This window comes from Pseudofrankia inefficax, from assembly GCF_000166135.1.
GTDB lineage: Bacteria > Actinomycetota > Actinomycetes > Frankiales > Frankiaceae > Pseudofrankia > Pseudofrankia inefficax.
This window is the reverse complement of record NC_014666.1, coordinates 508,589-522,593: the sequence shown is the minus strand read 5'-3', so window position 1 is coordinate 522,593 and position 14,005 is coordinate 508,589. Positions and strand designations below refer to the sequence as shown.

Sequence of the window (14,005 nt, the reverse complement as noted above, 5' to 3'; positions counted from 1 at the left end):
GATTTCGGAAGCTTTATGCCACCTTGTCGGGCCACCCAAACACTCAAGTTCCCGAAACCCGTCGGCCCGGGTACCAGCCGGTCCCGTCAACCAGTCGACGGCGGCGGCGGACTGGGCGACGAGGCCTGGGAGATCTCGAACCACACGGTCTTTCCGCCGGAATGCCGCTGGACACCCCAGCGAGTGGCGAGCGCGTCGACCAGCCCGATGCCGCGGCCGTTCGTCGCGTCGGGCCGAGCGGGAACGACCACCGGAAGGCGGTCGGTGCTGTCGGTGACCTCGACGCGGATAACACCAGGCGAGACCCGGATGACCAGGCGCGCGGGTGGACCACCATGCACGATGGCGTTCGTCACCGTCTCGCTGGTGAGCAGGACGGCGGTCTCGCGGGTGTCGGCGGGGAGGTTCGTTTCCCGGCAAAGCCGGAGCACCGCGCGACGCGTGTCGCGAATGGCCGCTGGATCGGGTGCGATCCAGAACTCCTCGGTCTGCTCACTCTCCATGTGGCAAGCCAGCGTGGCGGCCGGGAGCTACGCCGCCGGGACGTGGCCTGTCGCGTTCCCGGTCACGCGGGACGCGGTGTGCGCATGTGCATTTCTCGCAGCGAGTCATGGTGTCTTCCCCCGATTTCCGTGTGCCGTCCTCAGCCATCGGCTGTGGGCTATCGGCTGAGGGAACCGCGGGGGAACGTCTGTCCGATTTCCCGCCTGTTGATGTTGAGCGTCGCCTCGGATCTACCCCACTCTCGATCGCCTAACCCAGGCTTCTCCTCCAGAAATCCGCTGGGCTCTGCCCGGGGGTCACCGATATCCACGGCGCCCAGGCGCTCCGTCCACGGAGACGCCGACGGGAGGCCCGAGCAGGCGGTCGAGGTGGTGGGCGAGGGCCTGGCGGGCTTCCGCCGGAGACCGGGTGCCGGCGAGCAGCGCGGTGCCCAGGCCAGTGGTCAGGGCCAGCAGGACCGTGGCCTCGTCGGTCAGTACGGCGGTGGGCGGCAGCAGCCCGGCCCCCTGGCAGCCGCGGAGCTGGTCGGTCAGCCAGGTCGCGAGGATGTCCGGGTCGCCGGTGTAGGGCTGGGCCGCGAGTCCCGGTTCGGTGAGGGCGAGCGCGAAGTACTGGGTGTAGGTGACGTAGAGCGGCCGGCTGTCCTCGTCCAACGGCATGGTCGCCAGCAGGACCCGTTCGATCCGGGCACGGGCCGATTCCGCGGGTCGGCCCGCCCGCTCCCCCGCCGACGCCCCCTGCGACAGAGGGGGAGCGAGCTGGGCCGCGACGCGTTCGCCGAACTGCTCGCCGACCCGGCGCAGGCCGAAGAGGAACAGTTGCTCCTTCGTCTCGAAGTAGTACTGCACCAGCCGGACCGACACCCCGGCCTCGGCCGCTACCTCGCGGAACCCCACGGCGTGCAGCCCGCGGGAGGCCGCCACCCGCAGCAGGGCGTCCGCGATCTGTCGTCGTCGGGCGTCGTGGTCGACACGTTTCGGCATCGCTCCCTTTCGTGGTACGACGGTACCATGAAAACACGTGAAGATCCGACCATCGGCCGGTTCCGCGGTGACCGCCAGCGTGACCGGTTCCTCGCCGCGTACGACCGGGCGTTCGCGTTGTGGCCCACGCCCTGGACGCAGACTGCCGTCGAGACCCGCTTCGGCACCACCCACGTGCACCGGTACGGCCCTCCCGACGCCGAGGGCGGGGTGCCGATCGTGCTCCTGCACGGCGCGGGTTCGAACGCGGTCCAGTGGTACCCGTTCGTCGCCGCGCTCGGCGAGCGACGCCCGGTCGTCGCCCTCGACACGCTGGGCGATCCGGGCCGCAGCATCGCCCGCGCGCCGATCCACGAGCCGGCGTCCAGCGCGGCCTGGCTCGACGAGGCCCTCACGGAGCTCGGTATCGGCAGCGCACATCTCATCGGCCACTCGTACGGCGGCTGGCTCGCGCTCAACCAGGCGCTGCACAGTCCCGACCGACTGGTCACCGTCGCCGCGCTGGACCCGGGTGGCCTGGAGAAGGTCGGCGCCCGGTTCTTCTGGAAGATGTACCTCAACGGGCTGGCCGGTCTCACCGCAGGACCGCTACGCCGCCGGCTCGCCGTCCGCCTGGACAACCCGGTCCTGCTCGTCCCAGAGCTGAGGAAGGTCCTGCTCACCGGCGCCCGCTCGTTCCGCACGCGCCGGCCGGCCCCGCGGCCGCTCCAGGACGACGAGCTGCGAAGGATCCGGACTCCCACCCTGGTCCTGATCGGCGAACGCTCGCCGCTGCTGCACCCGGACCGCGCTCAGGCACGAGTCACCCTGATGCCGAACGGCCGGGCCGAGATCCTCCCGGGAGTGGGCCACGGCCCCGGGTTCGACCACGGCAACGACGTCAACGCCCGCCTGCTCGCCTTCCTGGACGCCAACGCTCCTTCGACCGCCGCGAGCCCGTAAGGCATTAGGCGACTCGATGAGGCCCGCGGCCACTCGGCGGTGCCCTACGAAGGGTTACCGGTCGATGGAGAATCGTCGGCCGCCCAGCGGTGAGTTTCGGGGTGGCTCCCGGTCGTACGTGGTGTCATCACAACCTCAGGAGGTGCGGTATGGCGCTCACGGCTACCCGGATCGGCACGATCAGCCTGGTGTGTGTTCCGACGGTGGAGCAGGACACCGCGATCGCTTTCTACGAGTCGCTGGGCTTCGAGAAGCGGACCGACACGCCGTTCGGCGGCGGCTACCGGTGGGTGGAGCTCTACCCGCCGGTGGGCTCGACCGGCATCGCGTTGGCGCCGCCGCCCCCCGGGGCCGGCGAGGTGACACCCGTGCTGACCGGGATCACCCTGACCACCGACGACATCGACGCCAGCCACGCCGCGATGAAGGCGCTGGGCGTGGATGTGGACGCCGAGGTGTCGCGCATGGGCGACCCCGTTCCTCCGATGTTCTGGTTCCGCGACCCGACCGGCCACACGTTGATGGTGGTCGAACAGCCCTGACCCCTCGGGTGGGCCGGCATACACGGCGGTGACGGCGCCCGACTCCGCGTGCGGGCGTCCGCGAACGAGGTCCGCCGTTCGCGGTCACCCCAGCTCGGACGAGGAGGCCTTGCCGTCGTAGTCCGGTTGCCCGATGCCGGACCGTAGCGCCTCGAAGATGGCCATGCCCTGGCCGACGAGTCCGCTCGCGATGTCGCTGATGCCCTCGGCACCGTTGAGGACGGTGACGTTCGCGCCGGCCAGGCCGGACGCCGCCTGCTTGACGATTTCGGGCAGCTGGTCGATCAGCATCCGGTCGAGTGCGACCCGGTTGTACGACGCGGCGGCCTCGGCCTGGATCTTCATCTTCTCGGCCTCGGCGAGGGCCAGGATGCGCACCCGCTCGGCCTCCGCCTCGGCCGGCCGGACGACCTCGGCGACAAGCTGCTGCTGGCGCAGGTCCGCGGCGCGCTGGGCGAGCTCGGTCTGGGCGGCGATGACGTCGCGCTGAACCTGGGCGGTGGCCAGCGGCCCTGCCTGGGCCGCCTCGGCCTGGGCCTTGTCGATCTCGGCCCGGTACTGGGCCTGCACGATCGCGGTCTGCCGCGCGTATTCGGCCTGCTTGCGCTGTGACTCCTGCTCGGCCTCGGCCGCGGCCTGGTTGGCCTGCGCCTGCGCGATCTGGGCCTGCCGCTGGATCGCAGCGTTGTGCGGTGCCGCGATGGCCGCGATATAGCCGAGCCTGCCGTCGTCGATGGACTGGATCTGGAGGGCGTCGACGGTCAGCCCGATCCGCGCCATCTCCTCCTTGGAGCCGTCCAGCACCTCAGTGGCGAGCTTCTGCCGCTCCTGGATGATCTGCTCGACCGTCATCGAGCCGATGATCGAACGCAGGTGGCCGGCGAAGATCCGTCCAGCCAGCACCGACATCTGGTCCTGGTCGGACAGGAAACGCTGGCCGGCGGCGACGATGGACTCGGGGTCCGGCGCGACCTTGAAGGCGATGACGGCCCGGACGTTCAGCGCGATGCCCTGATGGGTCACGCAGGTCTCGGCGACCTCGGCCTCGTACATCGACAACGAGAGAAAACGCACCTTGCGGAAGAACGGCATCACGAAGCCGCCGTGCCCGGTGACGACCCGGAACGGAGATTCGCCGCGGTGCTTGCCGCCCGAAATCAGCATCGCTTCGTCAGGCGCGGGGACTCGATAGCCGAACATGAGGTGCTCCCTTTGTCAGCAATCAGACTTGAGTGCCAGGGTGTCCGTCCAGGGCACCACGTCGACGGTCCGAGGCCCTCGCGTCCCGATCACGAGGACAGAGGTGCCCTTGGGGAGCGGATCGTCGGACCAGGCGAGGTAGGTCTCGACACCGCCGCGCACGCTCACCTGCACCTCACCGGCACCGCCGGGGCCGCGAGTCGCGACGGTGACGTGGCCGGCGCGACCGATCACTGCCGGGTCGCCCACCGGGCCCACCTCCTGCCGGCGCCGAGGCGCATGGCTACCTCGTCAGCTATACACCCATGCGGGATGGAATGCGCCATAGCGGCGCGGCTCGCGTTTCCCAGCCGCGCCAACCGACGACACGGCGCCAACCGACGACACGGCCAGGACCACGGCGTGCTCCCGCAGCCCCATCATCACCCCACCGAGCCGGCTCGGCCTCGGTCATCCGCGGCGTCGGGCCGCTGGGATCGGCACCGGGTCCGTCCCGGCCGTGATGCGGGTGGTCAGCGCGCCCAACTGCTCGACGCTGACGGTGACGAGGTCGCCGGGTCGCAGTGGTGGATGGGCGTCAAAGCCGTTTCGACCCCACAACTCGGCCAGGCACCCTCCGCCGCACGTGCCGGAGCCGAGCACGTCGCCGGGCCGGACCTCGGTGCCACGGGAGGCGTAGGCGACCAGGTCGCCGAACGTGAACGCCATCGAGGACAACCGGTCCTCGCCGATCAGCTCGCCGTTGATCTCAACGGTCATGGCCAGGTCGTAGCTGGTACCGGCCGCCCAGTCCTGGAGCTCGTCCGGCGTGACCAGCATCGGCCCAAGCGTGGTCGCGGTGTCCTTGCCTTTCGTCGGGCCGAGCCTGACCTCCATCTCGGCGAACTGGAGGTCCCGCGCCGACCAGTCGTTCATGATCGTGTACCCCGCGATGTAGGAATCGCCCGCCTCCGGGGACACGTCCCGGCCGGTGCGGCCGACCACCGCGGCGACCTCGAGCTCAAGGTCGAAAAGCTGGCAGCCGGGCGGCACCGGCACGTCGTCGTGCGGGCCGCGTACCGCGTAGGGATTGGTGAAGTAGAAGGCCGGAGCCTCGTACCACCGTTCGGGGACCGTCGCGCCGCCCAGGAGGAGGACCCCTTCGAGGTGCCGCTCGAAGGTCATGAAGTCGCGGACGGTGGGCGGTGTGGGCAGCGGGGCGCGTAGCCGCACGTCCGAGTACGGCCGCACGGCACTGGGCGACGCGAGCGCCCGTTCCCCGGCCTCCCGCAGACCGTCCTCGGCACGGAGCAGATCCAGCAGCGTGACGCCCGAGGGCAGGGCGTGCACCTGGCCGTCGGCGACTACACCGACGCGGTCGCCGTCATCATCGACGTAGGTCACGAAACGCACGGATCGCCGCCGTTCAGACGGACGTCGGCATGGGGTGACCGAGCCAGGTCACCGCGTCGCACAGCGCCGCGACCAGGTCGATCTCCTGTCCGGCGCGATCCGCGTAGTCGCGATGCAGATTGAGGACCAGTCGTTCGGCGTCCGCCCAGCCGGCGAACTCGCCGAGGTCCACGGCGCCCGCGACCTCAAGCGGCGTCGCGCCGCGCGCCAGACCACCTTCGGCCAGCGCCAGGACGAACTCGTAGTACCGCCGGTGCTCGTTAAGAACACGGTCGATCTCGCCGCCGACCAGCACCGGACCGTGACCGGGCACGATCACCTCAGGCTCCAGGTCGGCCAGCCAGTCGACCGCGGCAAGCGCTCCCGTGACCGAGCCCATGAACACCAACGGGGTCAGACCGGCGAAAACCAGATCACCGGCGAACAGGACGCGGTCGTCGGGGAGCCACGCGACGAGGTCGCCGGTCGTGTGAGCCGGGCCGCCGGGGTGGAGCAGATCGACCCGCCGCTCGCCGACGTACACCGTCGTAGAGGCCGTGATCGCGACGTCCGGCAGGCGTCGCTCGATCGGCCCCCAGTCGGGCACCGGCGCCCAGAACGCCGGGCAGCCGTCGATGATGAAGTCGGTGCGCAGGCCCTCCCGCATCTCCTCATGGCCGATCAGCACCGTCGCCGCGGGCAGGAGGCTGTTGCCGTAGGTGTGGTCGCCATGCTGGTGCGTGTTCACGGCCAGCCGGATCGGGGCGCCACCGGTGGCGTCAGCCAGGGCGGTGAGAAATCGCTGGGTACGGTCCGCGGTCGCGCAGGTGTCGATGACCAGCAAGCCCTCGGCGCCGCCCACCGCGCCGGCGTTGTTGACCCACCAGGACCCGTCCGGCTGCACCCAGGCGTGCACGCCCGGCCTTACCTCCTCCAACCGCGCTGCGTCGGGCGCGGCCGCCGGGTTCCGGTCGGCAAGCTGGTTGGGTGGTGTCGGCATGTCATCGCCTGCCCTTGGTGACGTCGGTGTCAGAGCGGCCGCGGACCGCATCAGCTCCCGCCGAGCGGTAGGGCCGCCGACACCCAGCCGGACCGGTTGCGATCGCTGGGTGTCCCTGATCTCAGCCTAGGTCGACACCGGCGCACAGGCCGCGACTGGGTCCGCGCCGAGTCCTGGGCCCAATCGGCCGACCGCTCCTCGGCCGGGCTAGGCGTCGGCCGCTATGGTGCGCGCCTGCAGGCCTTCGACGTCTGCGTCGAGCCCCCAGGACAGGACCCGGCGCGGGTGGATCCGAATGACCTCGTGGCTCAACCACGGCTGAGGCGGTTCGATATCCGTGACCGCTGCAGCAGTGCCACGAATCTCGACTCCCCGCACCCGCCACGGATCCACCGAAGCGATGTCGTCGACAACCAGCGAGACGACGCCGGTCGCCGCGACATTGCGGAACTTGCGGGAGGCGCCGAGGTTGTAGCCGTAGATCTCTACGACGCCATCCGGGCGGACCTGAAAGCCGACCGGCGAGTTCTGTGGGCTGTTGTCGGGCGCCACGGTGGCGAGCCGGCCGAGCCGCTGGCCGGCGAGGTAGCTGAGTTCGCTGTCGCTGAACACCCGGGAGCCGGGTGCGATCGTCGCGGGATCGTCGGTGGCGGTCATGGCTCCTAGGCTCCGACCTCAACTGCGCTTGAGGTCAAGCCGCTTGAGGCTCACGGTTGACGCCTCGACGGCCGGCAAGACGCCATTACGTCTGCCCGATTCAGGTTTCTCGCGCTGCCAGGCGATTCCCAGGCTTGGTGTCATCAGGCGCAATACAGGCCTGCCAGGTTCCGATGGCACTTCCCAGGATGTGGTGGGTCAGGACATGGCTGACGTGGGTTCGCGCACCTCCGCACCGTCGACCCAGTGACGGACGTGGCGTCCACGTCACGCACACCGTCATCATCAACACCCGGCGGGACGCGGCCATCACCACCCCCACACGCAGAGGATCAGGTCGAACGCAGGTGTCGGGGTGCTTGTCGCCGCGGCTCGGCAGCGATCCGCCCCGCGCTGGGATCACCCGTGACTTCCTCAGCTCGCGCAGGCTTCAGGGCTGGATGTTCTCCAGGTCCTCGAGCAGGCCGGGGTGCGTCGGATGCCAGCCGAGGGCGTCGCGGGTGCGGGCACTGGACGCCGGCTGGTCCATCGCGAAGATCGGGCCGAACGGACCGAAGTCCCCCTCCGGTATCGCCTCGACCGGCAGGCCCAGGCGGCGGCCGATGACTGCTGCGATGTCTCGCACCGCGTCACCCTCGTCGGCGACGGCGTGCCAGGACGTCCCGGCTGGTGCCGACTCGAGGGCCAGCCGGAACAGGACCGCTGCGTCCAGAGCGTGCACGGCCGGCCAGCGCTGGGTGCCGTCGCCCGGGTAGCCGGCCACTGCTGTGCGGCGCGCCTGGTCGACCAGCAGGCCGGCGAATCCGCCCCTGCCCTTGTTGTGCACGGTGCGCGGCATGCGGACCGCCGAGGTCCGCACACCGCGCGAGGCCAGCTCCAGCAGCGCGTTGACGGAACGGCCGCGCCCGCCCACCGGTCCGTCGGTCGGCAGCGGGTCGGCCTCGGTGGAGGCGCGGCCCGGTACCCAGGGCGTGCCCGAAACAGTGACGATCGGCCGGCCGCTCCCGGTCAGCTCGTTGCCCAGTGCGGCGAGAGCGGCGCTCTCCTGAGCGACGGCCTGGGCGAGCGTGCCCGGGTCGCTGTAGTCGCGGCTGAACGCCAGGCTGATCACGCCGTCGGACTGGGCGGCGCCGGCCCGCAGGACGTCGAGGTCTGCGATCTCTCCGCGCAGTGGGTCTGCGCCGGCGTCCTTGAGGGTCCGCGCGGAGGCGTCCGAGCGGGCCAGGGCGAGAACCGTGTGGCCGTTGCGGAGCAGTTCAGCGACGACGGCGGAGCCGATGGTGCCGGTACCGCCGGTGACGAAAACATGCATGAGGCTCTCTCCGAAGTAACGGGACTACAGTCCCATCACTGTACCAAAGCGACGGGACACTAGTCCCGTCACCTATGATGCACTCATGGCTCGATGGCAACCGGGGGCGACCCAGCGGCTCGTTGCCGCGGCCGTCGACCTGTTCGCCGAGCAGGGATACGACGCCACCACGGTGGCGCAGATCGCCGAGCGCGCCGGGGTGACCAGGAGCACCTTCTTCCGGCACTTCTCCGACAAGCGCGAACTCCTGGTCGCCGGCCAGGAGACCCTGAGCAGGCTGCTCGCCGACGGGATCATCGAGGCGCCCGCGAACGCCAGCCCGCTCGATGCGGTCGCGGCCGGCCTCGAGCGCGCATCGGGCGAGATGGGACCGGCGAACCGCGAGCTCGGCCCCCGCCTCAAGGCAGCCGTGGCAGCCAGCACCGAACTTCAGGAGCGCGACACCCTCAAGAGTGTCGGTCTCGCAGCCGCCATGACGGCGGCGCTCATCGCCCGCGGCGTCCCCGAGCCGACTGCGCACCTGGCGGGCGAAATGGGGATCCTCGCGTTCAAGCGGGGCTACACCCGGTGGTCCGAGGGCGACCGTGACGACGGCACAGGACTGGCGCAGCACGCGCTGGCTGCCCTGGACGAGCTGCGCACCGCAGCCGCCTCACTGGGCTGATCAGTCCGCGCGGGACCCCTCGCCCGGCACCCAGAGCTCCTTGCTCCTTCTGGACCGGGGCAGGCCCGCGATGCTGGCAGAGTCGCAAGATCGAGACTGTTTGCCGTCACGATGCGTAGCGGCTGCCGGCCGGGCGTCGCTGCTGGTCTCGGGTCGCCGCTGCGCCGAACACCGTGTGGGAGTGGTCGGCGAGCGGACGGCGTGCTGGTCGAGTCGCATGGCGGGACTTCCTGTAAGGCGCACGGTCGGTGGTGATGAACGCCAGCCGGTGCGGGCGGACGGGCGGCCGGTGCGGTGCCGGGGAGACGCAGCCACAGGGCGCGCGGTGGCGGGCTGTGAGGCGGGGCGTCCGCCGGGGCGGGGCGGTTGAGATCAGGACCGTGCAGGTCCGCGGCGGCGCTTCGCGGCTCTGGTTAGTCGCGGCAGCCAGGGGTGCCGGTGCCGGATGTAGATAATTCCGAGGTTGTTGCGAGCTTCTGCGCTGTAGGGGTGTTCGGGGCCGTAGGTGGCTTCCGCGATGGTGAGAGCATGGCGCACGAGTGCGAGCGCTTCGGCTGTTTGTCCGAGGTCGGCGAGCGCCAGTGCGCGGTTGTGCTGGGTGCGGGCGACCTCGGGGTGGTTGGGGCCGAAGGTGGCTTCGGAGATTGCCAGGGCCCGATCGAATAGCGGAAGCGCTTCGGCGGCTCGTCCGGAATAGCGCAGGGTCAGCGCCAGGTTGTTCACGTTTGCCGCGACTTCGGGGTGGCCGGGTCCGTAGGCCGCCTCGTTGATGGCTAGGACCCGTTGCAAAAGCTCTATGACCTCGCCGTGGTGGCGTCGGTGAGTTAGCGTCATCGCCAACATGTTCAGGGCGACCGCGACCTGAGGATGGTCGGGTCCACGGCAGCTCTCGGTGATGGCTGCTGCGCGCCTGATCAGCGGCAACGCCTGGTCGGTGCGCTTCAGGTGGTAGAACGCACCCGCCATATTGCCCAGGACAATACTGACCCTGAAATCGTCGGGACCATAGGTGGCCTCGGCAATAGAAAGCGCCTTCTCGTACGACGACAGGGCCTCATCAAAACGCCCCAGGTTACCTAGTGTTACGGCGAGATTGTTGCGTGCCTCTCCCGTCCGGGGGTCTTCTGTGCCGAACGTGGTTTCGGTCAGAGTCACGGCGCGTTGATTCAGCGGTAGGGCCTCCCTGTACCGCCCTAGGACGCGCAGCGCCGATGCGAGATGAAGGAGGATCGGAGCGGCGCGCGGATTGTCGCGGCCATGGATTGTCTCTGTGATGGCGAGGCTTTGGTTGTAGAGCGGCAGGGCCTCGGTGGGGCGGCCGTGCTCGGTGAGGTAGGTCGCCGTGCGGTCCGACAGTGAGCAGATCGCGTCGCGGGTGGCTGGTGGGTACGGCGCGGTGGTCCAGTTTCGGTCAGCGGGGACGCTCGCCCGGGCCAGTGCGGCACGCACGTGTGGGAGCAGCAGCCGCCAGCGAGGCCAGCTCTGCGGAGTGAGCGTGATGTCCTCGGGCAGATCGGCCTCGAGGAGCGCGAGAAGGTCGGCGAGAAGGTGCTCCTGGTGCGCATCGTGCATCTGGCGGCGGGTCGCGGCCTGGACGAGGCGGTGTACCCAGATGGTGGTGTCGTCGCGGGTGGCCAGGCTGTAGCTGACGAGGGCGCCGACCGTGCGGGCCCAGGTGAGCGGGTCGCGGACAGCGTGCGAGAGCCGGCTGTCGCTGAGCTGCTCGGCGTGCTCGGCGAGCAGGTCCAGTGGCAGCGGGTCGGGTGCGCACAGTGCGAGCAGTTCCAGCAGGGCGACCGCCGCGGGTTGCTCGGCGGCGAGGCGACGTACCGAGAGGTCCCAGAGCGTGGCGACGGTGACCTCGGGGCGTTCGACGACTTCGCCGAGGGCCAACGCCTCATCGAGGCGTTCGACTAGCAGATGGGCCAGGTCCACGAGCGGGATGCCGGTTCGCTCGCAGAAGGCCGCGGCCTGCTCGACAGCGAGTGCCAGATCGCCGAGCAGCTCGGCCACGTGGTTGGCGGCCGGCGGGTCGGCGTCGGGGAGGTGGCCGGTCAGGAGAGCGATCGACTCGGGGCGCGTGAGTGTCGGGACGTCGATCGCCGCGCCGATGCCGCGCCACCCCCGCTGCCGGGAAGTCACGAGCATCCGGCCGTGTCCGTCCGTCGGCCTATACGGCATCACCGTCGCAGGGTCATCGACGTCGTCGAACACCAGAAGCCAGGTGACAGCGGTGCGCCGCAGCTGCGCGAGGACCGTGAGTGGTTTCGCGTCGGCGGGCAATCCCAGCTGCTGGCCGAGCGCGGCGAGGTGTGTGTCCAGGAGTTCGGCGCGCTGCGCGGGTATCCACCAGACGACGTCGAATGCCAATCGTTGACGGTGGGCGTACTCGATCGCGAGCGCGGTCTTCCCTACGCCGCCCATCCCGGTGACGGCCGCGATGCCCGGGGTATCTCCCCCGACGCTCAGATGGCCGGCGAGTGCGGTGAGCAGGTCGGCACGCCCGACGAAGCGGGCCGGTCGCGGCGGAATATTCCAGACTGCGGGCCGCGGCGACGTGTTTGCGCCGGCCGGCGCAAACACGGGCGGCCCTGCGAGAACGATGTTGGCGGGAAACTGGTCACGCGCGAGGGTCAGTAGGCGCTGAGCTCCGTCGACGGCGGCGCCGTTCGCGAACGCGGCCGAGACCTCCGTCCAGAACATCCGTGGCGAGTGCGTGCTCCACGGCTGATCGGCCATGGGGATTCCGGCTGCCGCGACCAGCTGGCGGGCCGCGAACGGGTCGGTGATCAGGTGAGCGAGCGTCTCCACCTGTTCATCGGTGAGCCTCTCCGCCACGCCACCCCCCGGCAGCCTTTTCGCCTCGGACCCGCGTAGTACATCGCTGCCGCTCACTATTTCACCCTGCCGGCCTGAGCATGCGCGTTGCATGGCAGTCAGGAGAACGATGCCCTGGCATAGTCCGCTCGGCAGGCGGTGCTGGGGGTGGCCGGAGCGTGTCACGGCCGGTCGTCCAGGGGCCGAGGGGGAACGGGTTTGCTCGTCGGCGTCAATGATGTCGGAACTGGGGGTGCCGGCGCGGCCGGCGAGTTGGTTCAGCGTGCCGAGTCGGGTCGCGTCCACCGGCAGCCAGACTGCCCGCGCCCCGGCGACTCTCCTGTCTCGTCACGAGGCCGCGGGTCGTGCGCCGGTCCGGGTTCGACGGTGACGGTGTGGCGACGCGCGGCATGGCGGAGCGAAGGTCGACGCCAGTGCGCCATCGCCGCAGGCGAGGCCGTGAACGCCGACGACACCACTACCAAGGTCGGCGCTCACCCCAGGAAATGCACGCACGGCTTCGAGAGCTTCCTGCACGCCGTGGACCTCGGCCGCGTCGCCGAGGACGACATCCGGGCGGTGTGGGACGACGCGGTGGCGGCTCCTGAGTGGGAGGGTCCGCGGATGTGGGTGCACGGCGACTTGCATCCCGCGAACGTCGTCGTCGCGGACGGGACCCTCGCGGGCATCGTTGACTTCGGCGACAGGCTCCTGCCCGACGCTGGTCGGCTTCGCGGCTCGGCTGTCCACCCGTATCGAAGGCGCCACCCGCGACGCGCGAGCTGAGGGGGCGATTAACCCGAAGGAGGACGTGGCCCAATTTGCCTTCGACATTCAGGCTGCCTTGTTCCTCGCCAACGCGCAGTACGCCGTCGTGTGCGAGCGGAACCGATCGAACGCGCACGTCGAGCTATTGACCGACGACTTGCCGACGCGCGAGTCGCGCCGGACTCGCCGCCGCCGAGTCGGTCCCGAACGCTCCAACCACCGCCCGAACCGATCAGCGATCCGGGCCGACTCACCCAACTCCTCATCCATCAAAATGATCGCTGCACCGGCATTCTGCACGAATACCAACACGCCGCCTGACCGGCCCGGACGCATTTTTCGACAGGAACAGAGTCGGTTGCAGATCCTGACACGAAAAGGTCCGGGCTAGGCCCCGGTTGACCGGCCGCTGACTCGCCGGTACGTAGCGTCGATACCGAAGGGCAATGCCACCATCGCCACCAGCACGGACACCACGCCGATAGGCTCAGCTGTCCTCGCGGCTGCGGTTGACAACTATCGAGTCCTTGCCTGGCTACTTTCCAGCAGTTTCGTCGCCCGTCAGTAGCATCTAGGCATGACGATCGAGGATCGCCTCACCACGCTCGACACGCTCTGGTCGGTCTGGGCGGAACACGGCCTGGCGATGGCCGACGAGCACTGGGTGCGGCCGACTCGGCTTGGCACCTGGGACGTGCGGAGCCTGTACGCGCATGTCGGATCATGGCCGCTCGCCTTCACGAGCCTGGTCGACCGGGTCCGGGACGCAGAACCCACGCACGCCACAGCCGCTGCGCTCCTACGCGACTTCAACACCCCGGACGGAAGCGCCAACCGCCTGCGGGACTGGTCCGCGGCCCGTGCCCTCGAGGACGCGGCCAAGTACACCACCGAGCAGATGGTCGAGCAGTTCGCCAGCGCCGGACCGCGGGCGATCGCGACCGCGCGCCAGCTAGGCCCCGTCGCCGTGGACTACTTCGGGCAGGCGATCCTCCGCCTCGACGAGGCCGTCAGTATCGGCATCGTGGAGGCGACCGTGCACCTGCTCGACCTTCATCGCGCGCTTGGCCAGGCGCCGAACGTACCCGCCGACGGCCTAGCGCATACGACGGCGCTGCTCGCCGAGATGGCACCGCCGGTCGACTTCATCGAGGCCGCGACCGGTCGGAGCGCGGCCGACCTGTTCCCGGTCCTGACCTGAGCGGGAGCGGGCGGGCACGGGGCGGAGCGGGCGGGCACGACGGA

The 14,005-nt window shown here is 70.0% G+C and carries 15 protein-coding genes; 6 read left to right on the top strand and 9 right to left on the bottom strand.

Translation table 11 applies throughout. The features are described 5' to 3' along the window. Window positions 1-86: 86 nt before the first annotated feature. On the bottom strand, window positions 87-503 hold the full coding sequence (locus FRAEUI1C_RS02150) for an ATP-binding protein (RefSeq protein ID WP_013421635.1): 417 nt from the start codon (window positions 501-503) through the stop codon (window positions 87-89). Window positions 504-800: 297 nt separating this feature from the next. Continuing rightward, window positions 801-1,487 carry a TetR/AcrR family transcriptional regulator gene (locus tag FRAEUI1C_RS02145; RefSeq protein WP_013421634.1) on the bottom strand — a complete coding sequence of 229 codons (687 nt, stop codon included), beginning with the start codon at window positions 1,485-1,487 and terminating at the stop codon, window positions 801-803. Between the two features lie 27 nt (window positions 1,488-1,514). Between FRAEUI1C_RS02145 and FRAEUI1C_RS02140 the strand changes: the two genes are divergently transcribed. After that, window positions 1,515-2,429 carry an alpha/beta fold hydrolase gene (locus FRAEUI1C_RS02140; protein WP_013421633.1) on the top strand — a complete coding sequence of 305 codons (915 nt, stop codon included), beginning with the start codon at window positions 1,515-1,517 and terminating at the stop codon, window positions 2,427-2,429. A 149-nt stretch (window positions 2,430-2,578) separates the two neighbouring features. Continuing rightward, window positions 2,579-2,971, top strand: coding sequence for a VOC family protein (locus FRAEUI1C_RS02135; RefSeq protein ID WP_013421632.1), 393 nt, complete (start codon window positions 2,579-2,581; stop codon window positions 2,969-2,971). Between the two features lie 84 nt (window positions 2,972-3,055). Here the strand turns inward: FRAEUI1C_RS02135 and FRAEUI1C_RS02130 are convergent, their stop codons facing one another. The 6 genes from FRAEUI1C_RS02130 to FRAEUI1C_RS02105 all read right to left on the bottom strand — a co-directional run bounded on the left by FRAEUI1C_RS02130 (window position 3,056) and on the right by FRAEUI1C_RS02105 (window position 8,511). Beyond that, window positions 3,056-4,171: an SPFH domain-containing protein gene (locus FRAEUI1C_RS02130; RefSeq protein ID WP_013421631.1), complete on the bottom strand. Its 1,116-nt coding sequence runs from the start codon at window positions 4,169-4,171 to the stop codon at window positions 3,056-3,058. Window positions 4,172-4,186: 15 nt separating this feature from the next. Then, window positions 4,187-4,420, bottom strand: a complete 234-nt coding sequence (locus FRAEUI1C_RS02125; protein ID WP_013421630.1) for an NfeD C-terminal domain-containing protein — start codon at window positions 4,418-4,420, stop codon at window positions 4,187-4,189. Window positions 4,421-4,621: 201 nt separating this feature from the next. After that, complete coding sequence (locus tag FRAEUI1C_RS02120) at window positions 4,622-5,563, bottom strand: fumarylacetoacetate hydrolase family protein (protein WP_013421628.1); 942 nt, start codon at window positions 5,561-5,563, stop codon at window positions 4,622-4,624. A gap of 13 nt (window positions 5,564-5,576) precedes the next feature. Next, entirely contained in the window at window positions 5,577-6,542 is a 966-nt protein-coding gene (locus FRAEUI1C_RS02115) for an MBL fold metallo-hydrolase (RefSeq protein ID WP_013421627.1), read from the bottom strand. A 207-nt stretch (window positions 6,543-6,749) separates the two neighbouring features. Then, window positions 6,750-7,199, bottom strand: a complete 450-nt coding sequence (locus tag FRAEUI1C_RS02110) for a PPOX class F420-dependent oxidoreductase (protein ID WP_013421626.1) — start codon at window positions 7,197-7,199, stop codon at window positions 6,750-6,752. Between the two features lie 430 nt (window positions 7,200-7,629). Then, window positions 7,630-8,511, bottom strand: a complete 882-nt coding sequence (locus tag FRAEUI1C_RS02105; RefSeq protein ID WP_013421625.1) for an SDR family oxidoreductase — start codon at window positions 8,509-8,511, stop codon at window positions 7,630-7,632. A gap of 85 nt (window positions 8,512-8,596) precedes the next feature. On the opposite strand from FRAEUI1C_RS02105, the gene FRAEUI1C_RS02100 reads away from it, so the two are divergent. Beyond that, window positions 8,597-9,175 (top strand): TetR/AcrR family transcriptional regulator, encoded by a 579-nt coding sequence (locus tag FRAEUI1C_RS02100; protein WP_013421624.1) that lies wholly within the window; start codon window positions 8,597-8,599, stop codon window positions 9,173-9,175. A gap of 372 nt (window positions 9,176-9,547) precedes the next feature. Here FRAEUI1C_RS02100 and fxsT read toward each other — a convergent pair whose 3' ends face one another. Beyond that, a complete protein-coding gene (fxsT, locus tag FRAEUI1C_RS02095; protein ID WP_198318691.1) occupies window positions 9,548-12,070 on the bottom strand; it encodes an FxSxx-COOH system tetratricopeptide repeat protein in 2,523 nt (840 codons plus the stop codon). Between the two features lie 381 nt (window positions 12,071-12,451). On the opposite strand from fxsT, the gene FRAEUI1C_RS38875 reads away from it, so the two are divergent. The 3 genes from FRAEUI1C_RS38875 to FRAEUI1C_RS02085 all read left to right on the top strand — a co-directional run bounded on the left by FRAEUI1C_RS38875 (window position 12,452) and on the right by FRAEUI1C_RS02085 (window position 13,961). Continuing rightward, window positions 12,452-12,778: a phosphotransferase gene (locus tag FRAEUI1C_RS38875; protein WP_232425270.1), complete on the top strand. Its 327-nt coding sequence runs from the start codon at window positions 12,452-12,454 to the stop codon at window positions 12,776-12,778. Window positions 12,779-12,803: 25 nt separating this feature from the next. Next, window positions 12,804-13,151, top strand: coding sequence for a hypothetical protein (locus tag FRAEUI1C_RS39285; RefSeq protein WP_157734780.1), 348 nt, complete (start codon window positions 12,804-12,806; stop codon window positions 13,149-13,151). A gap of 186 nt (window positions 13,152-13,337) precedes the next feature. Next, window positions 13,338-13,961 carry a maleylpyruvate isomerase N-terminal domain-containing protein gene (locus FRAEUI1C_RS02085; protein ID WP_013421622.1) on the top strand — a complete coding sequence of 208 codons (624 nt, stop codon included), beginning with the start codon at window positions 13,338-13,340 and terminating at the stop codon, window positions 13,959-13,961. Window positions 13,962-14,005 lie beyond the last annotated feature (44 nt).

Bases quoted from the DNA above. Each gene is read 5' to 3' on its own strand.
- FRAEUI1C_RS02150 (WP_013421635.1), bottom strand. From the start codon at position 503: ATGGAGAGTGAGCAGACCGAGGAGTTCTGGATCGCACCCGATCCAGCG.
- FRAEUI1C_RS02145 (WP_013421634.1), bottom strand. From the start codon at position 1,487: ATGCCGAAACGTGTCGACCACGACGCCCGACGACGACAGATCGCGGAC.
- FRAEUI1C_RS02140 (WP_013421633.1), top strand. From the start codon at position 1,515: ATGAAAACACGTGAAGATCCGACCATCGGCCGGTTCCGCGGTGACCGC.
- FRAEUI1C_RS02135 (WP_013421632.1), top strand. From the start codon at position 2,579: ATGGCGCTCACGGCTACCCGGATCGGCACGATCAGCCTGGTGTGTGTT.
- FRAEUI1C_RS02130 (WP_013421631.1), bottom strand. From the start codon at position 4,171: ATGTTCGGCTATCGAGTCCCCGCGCCTGACGAAGCGATGCTGATTTCG.
- FRAEUI1C_RS02115 (WP_013421627.1), bottom strand. From the start codon at position 6,542: ATGCCGACACCACCCAACCAGCTTGCCGACCGGAACCCGGCGGCCGCG.
- FRAEUI1C_RS02110 (WP_013421626.1), bottom strand. From the start codon at position 7,199: ATGACCGCCACCGACGATCCCGCGACGATCGCACCCGGCTCCCGGGTG.
- FRAEUI1C_RS02105 (WP_013421625.1), bottom strand. From the start codon at position 8,511: ATGCATGTTTTCGTCACCGGCGGTACCGGCACCATCGGCTCCGCCGTC.
- FRAEUI1C_RS02100 (WP_013421624.1), top strand. From the start codon at position 8,597: ATGGCTCGATGGCAACCGGGGGCGACCCAGCGGCTCGTTGCCGCGGCC.
- FRAEUI1C_RS02085 (WP_013421622.1), top strand. From the start codon at position 13,338: ATGACGATCGAGGATCGCCTCACCACGCTCGACACGCTCTGGTCGGTC.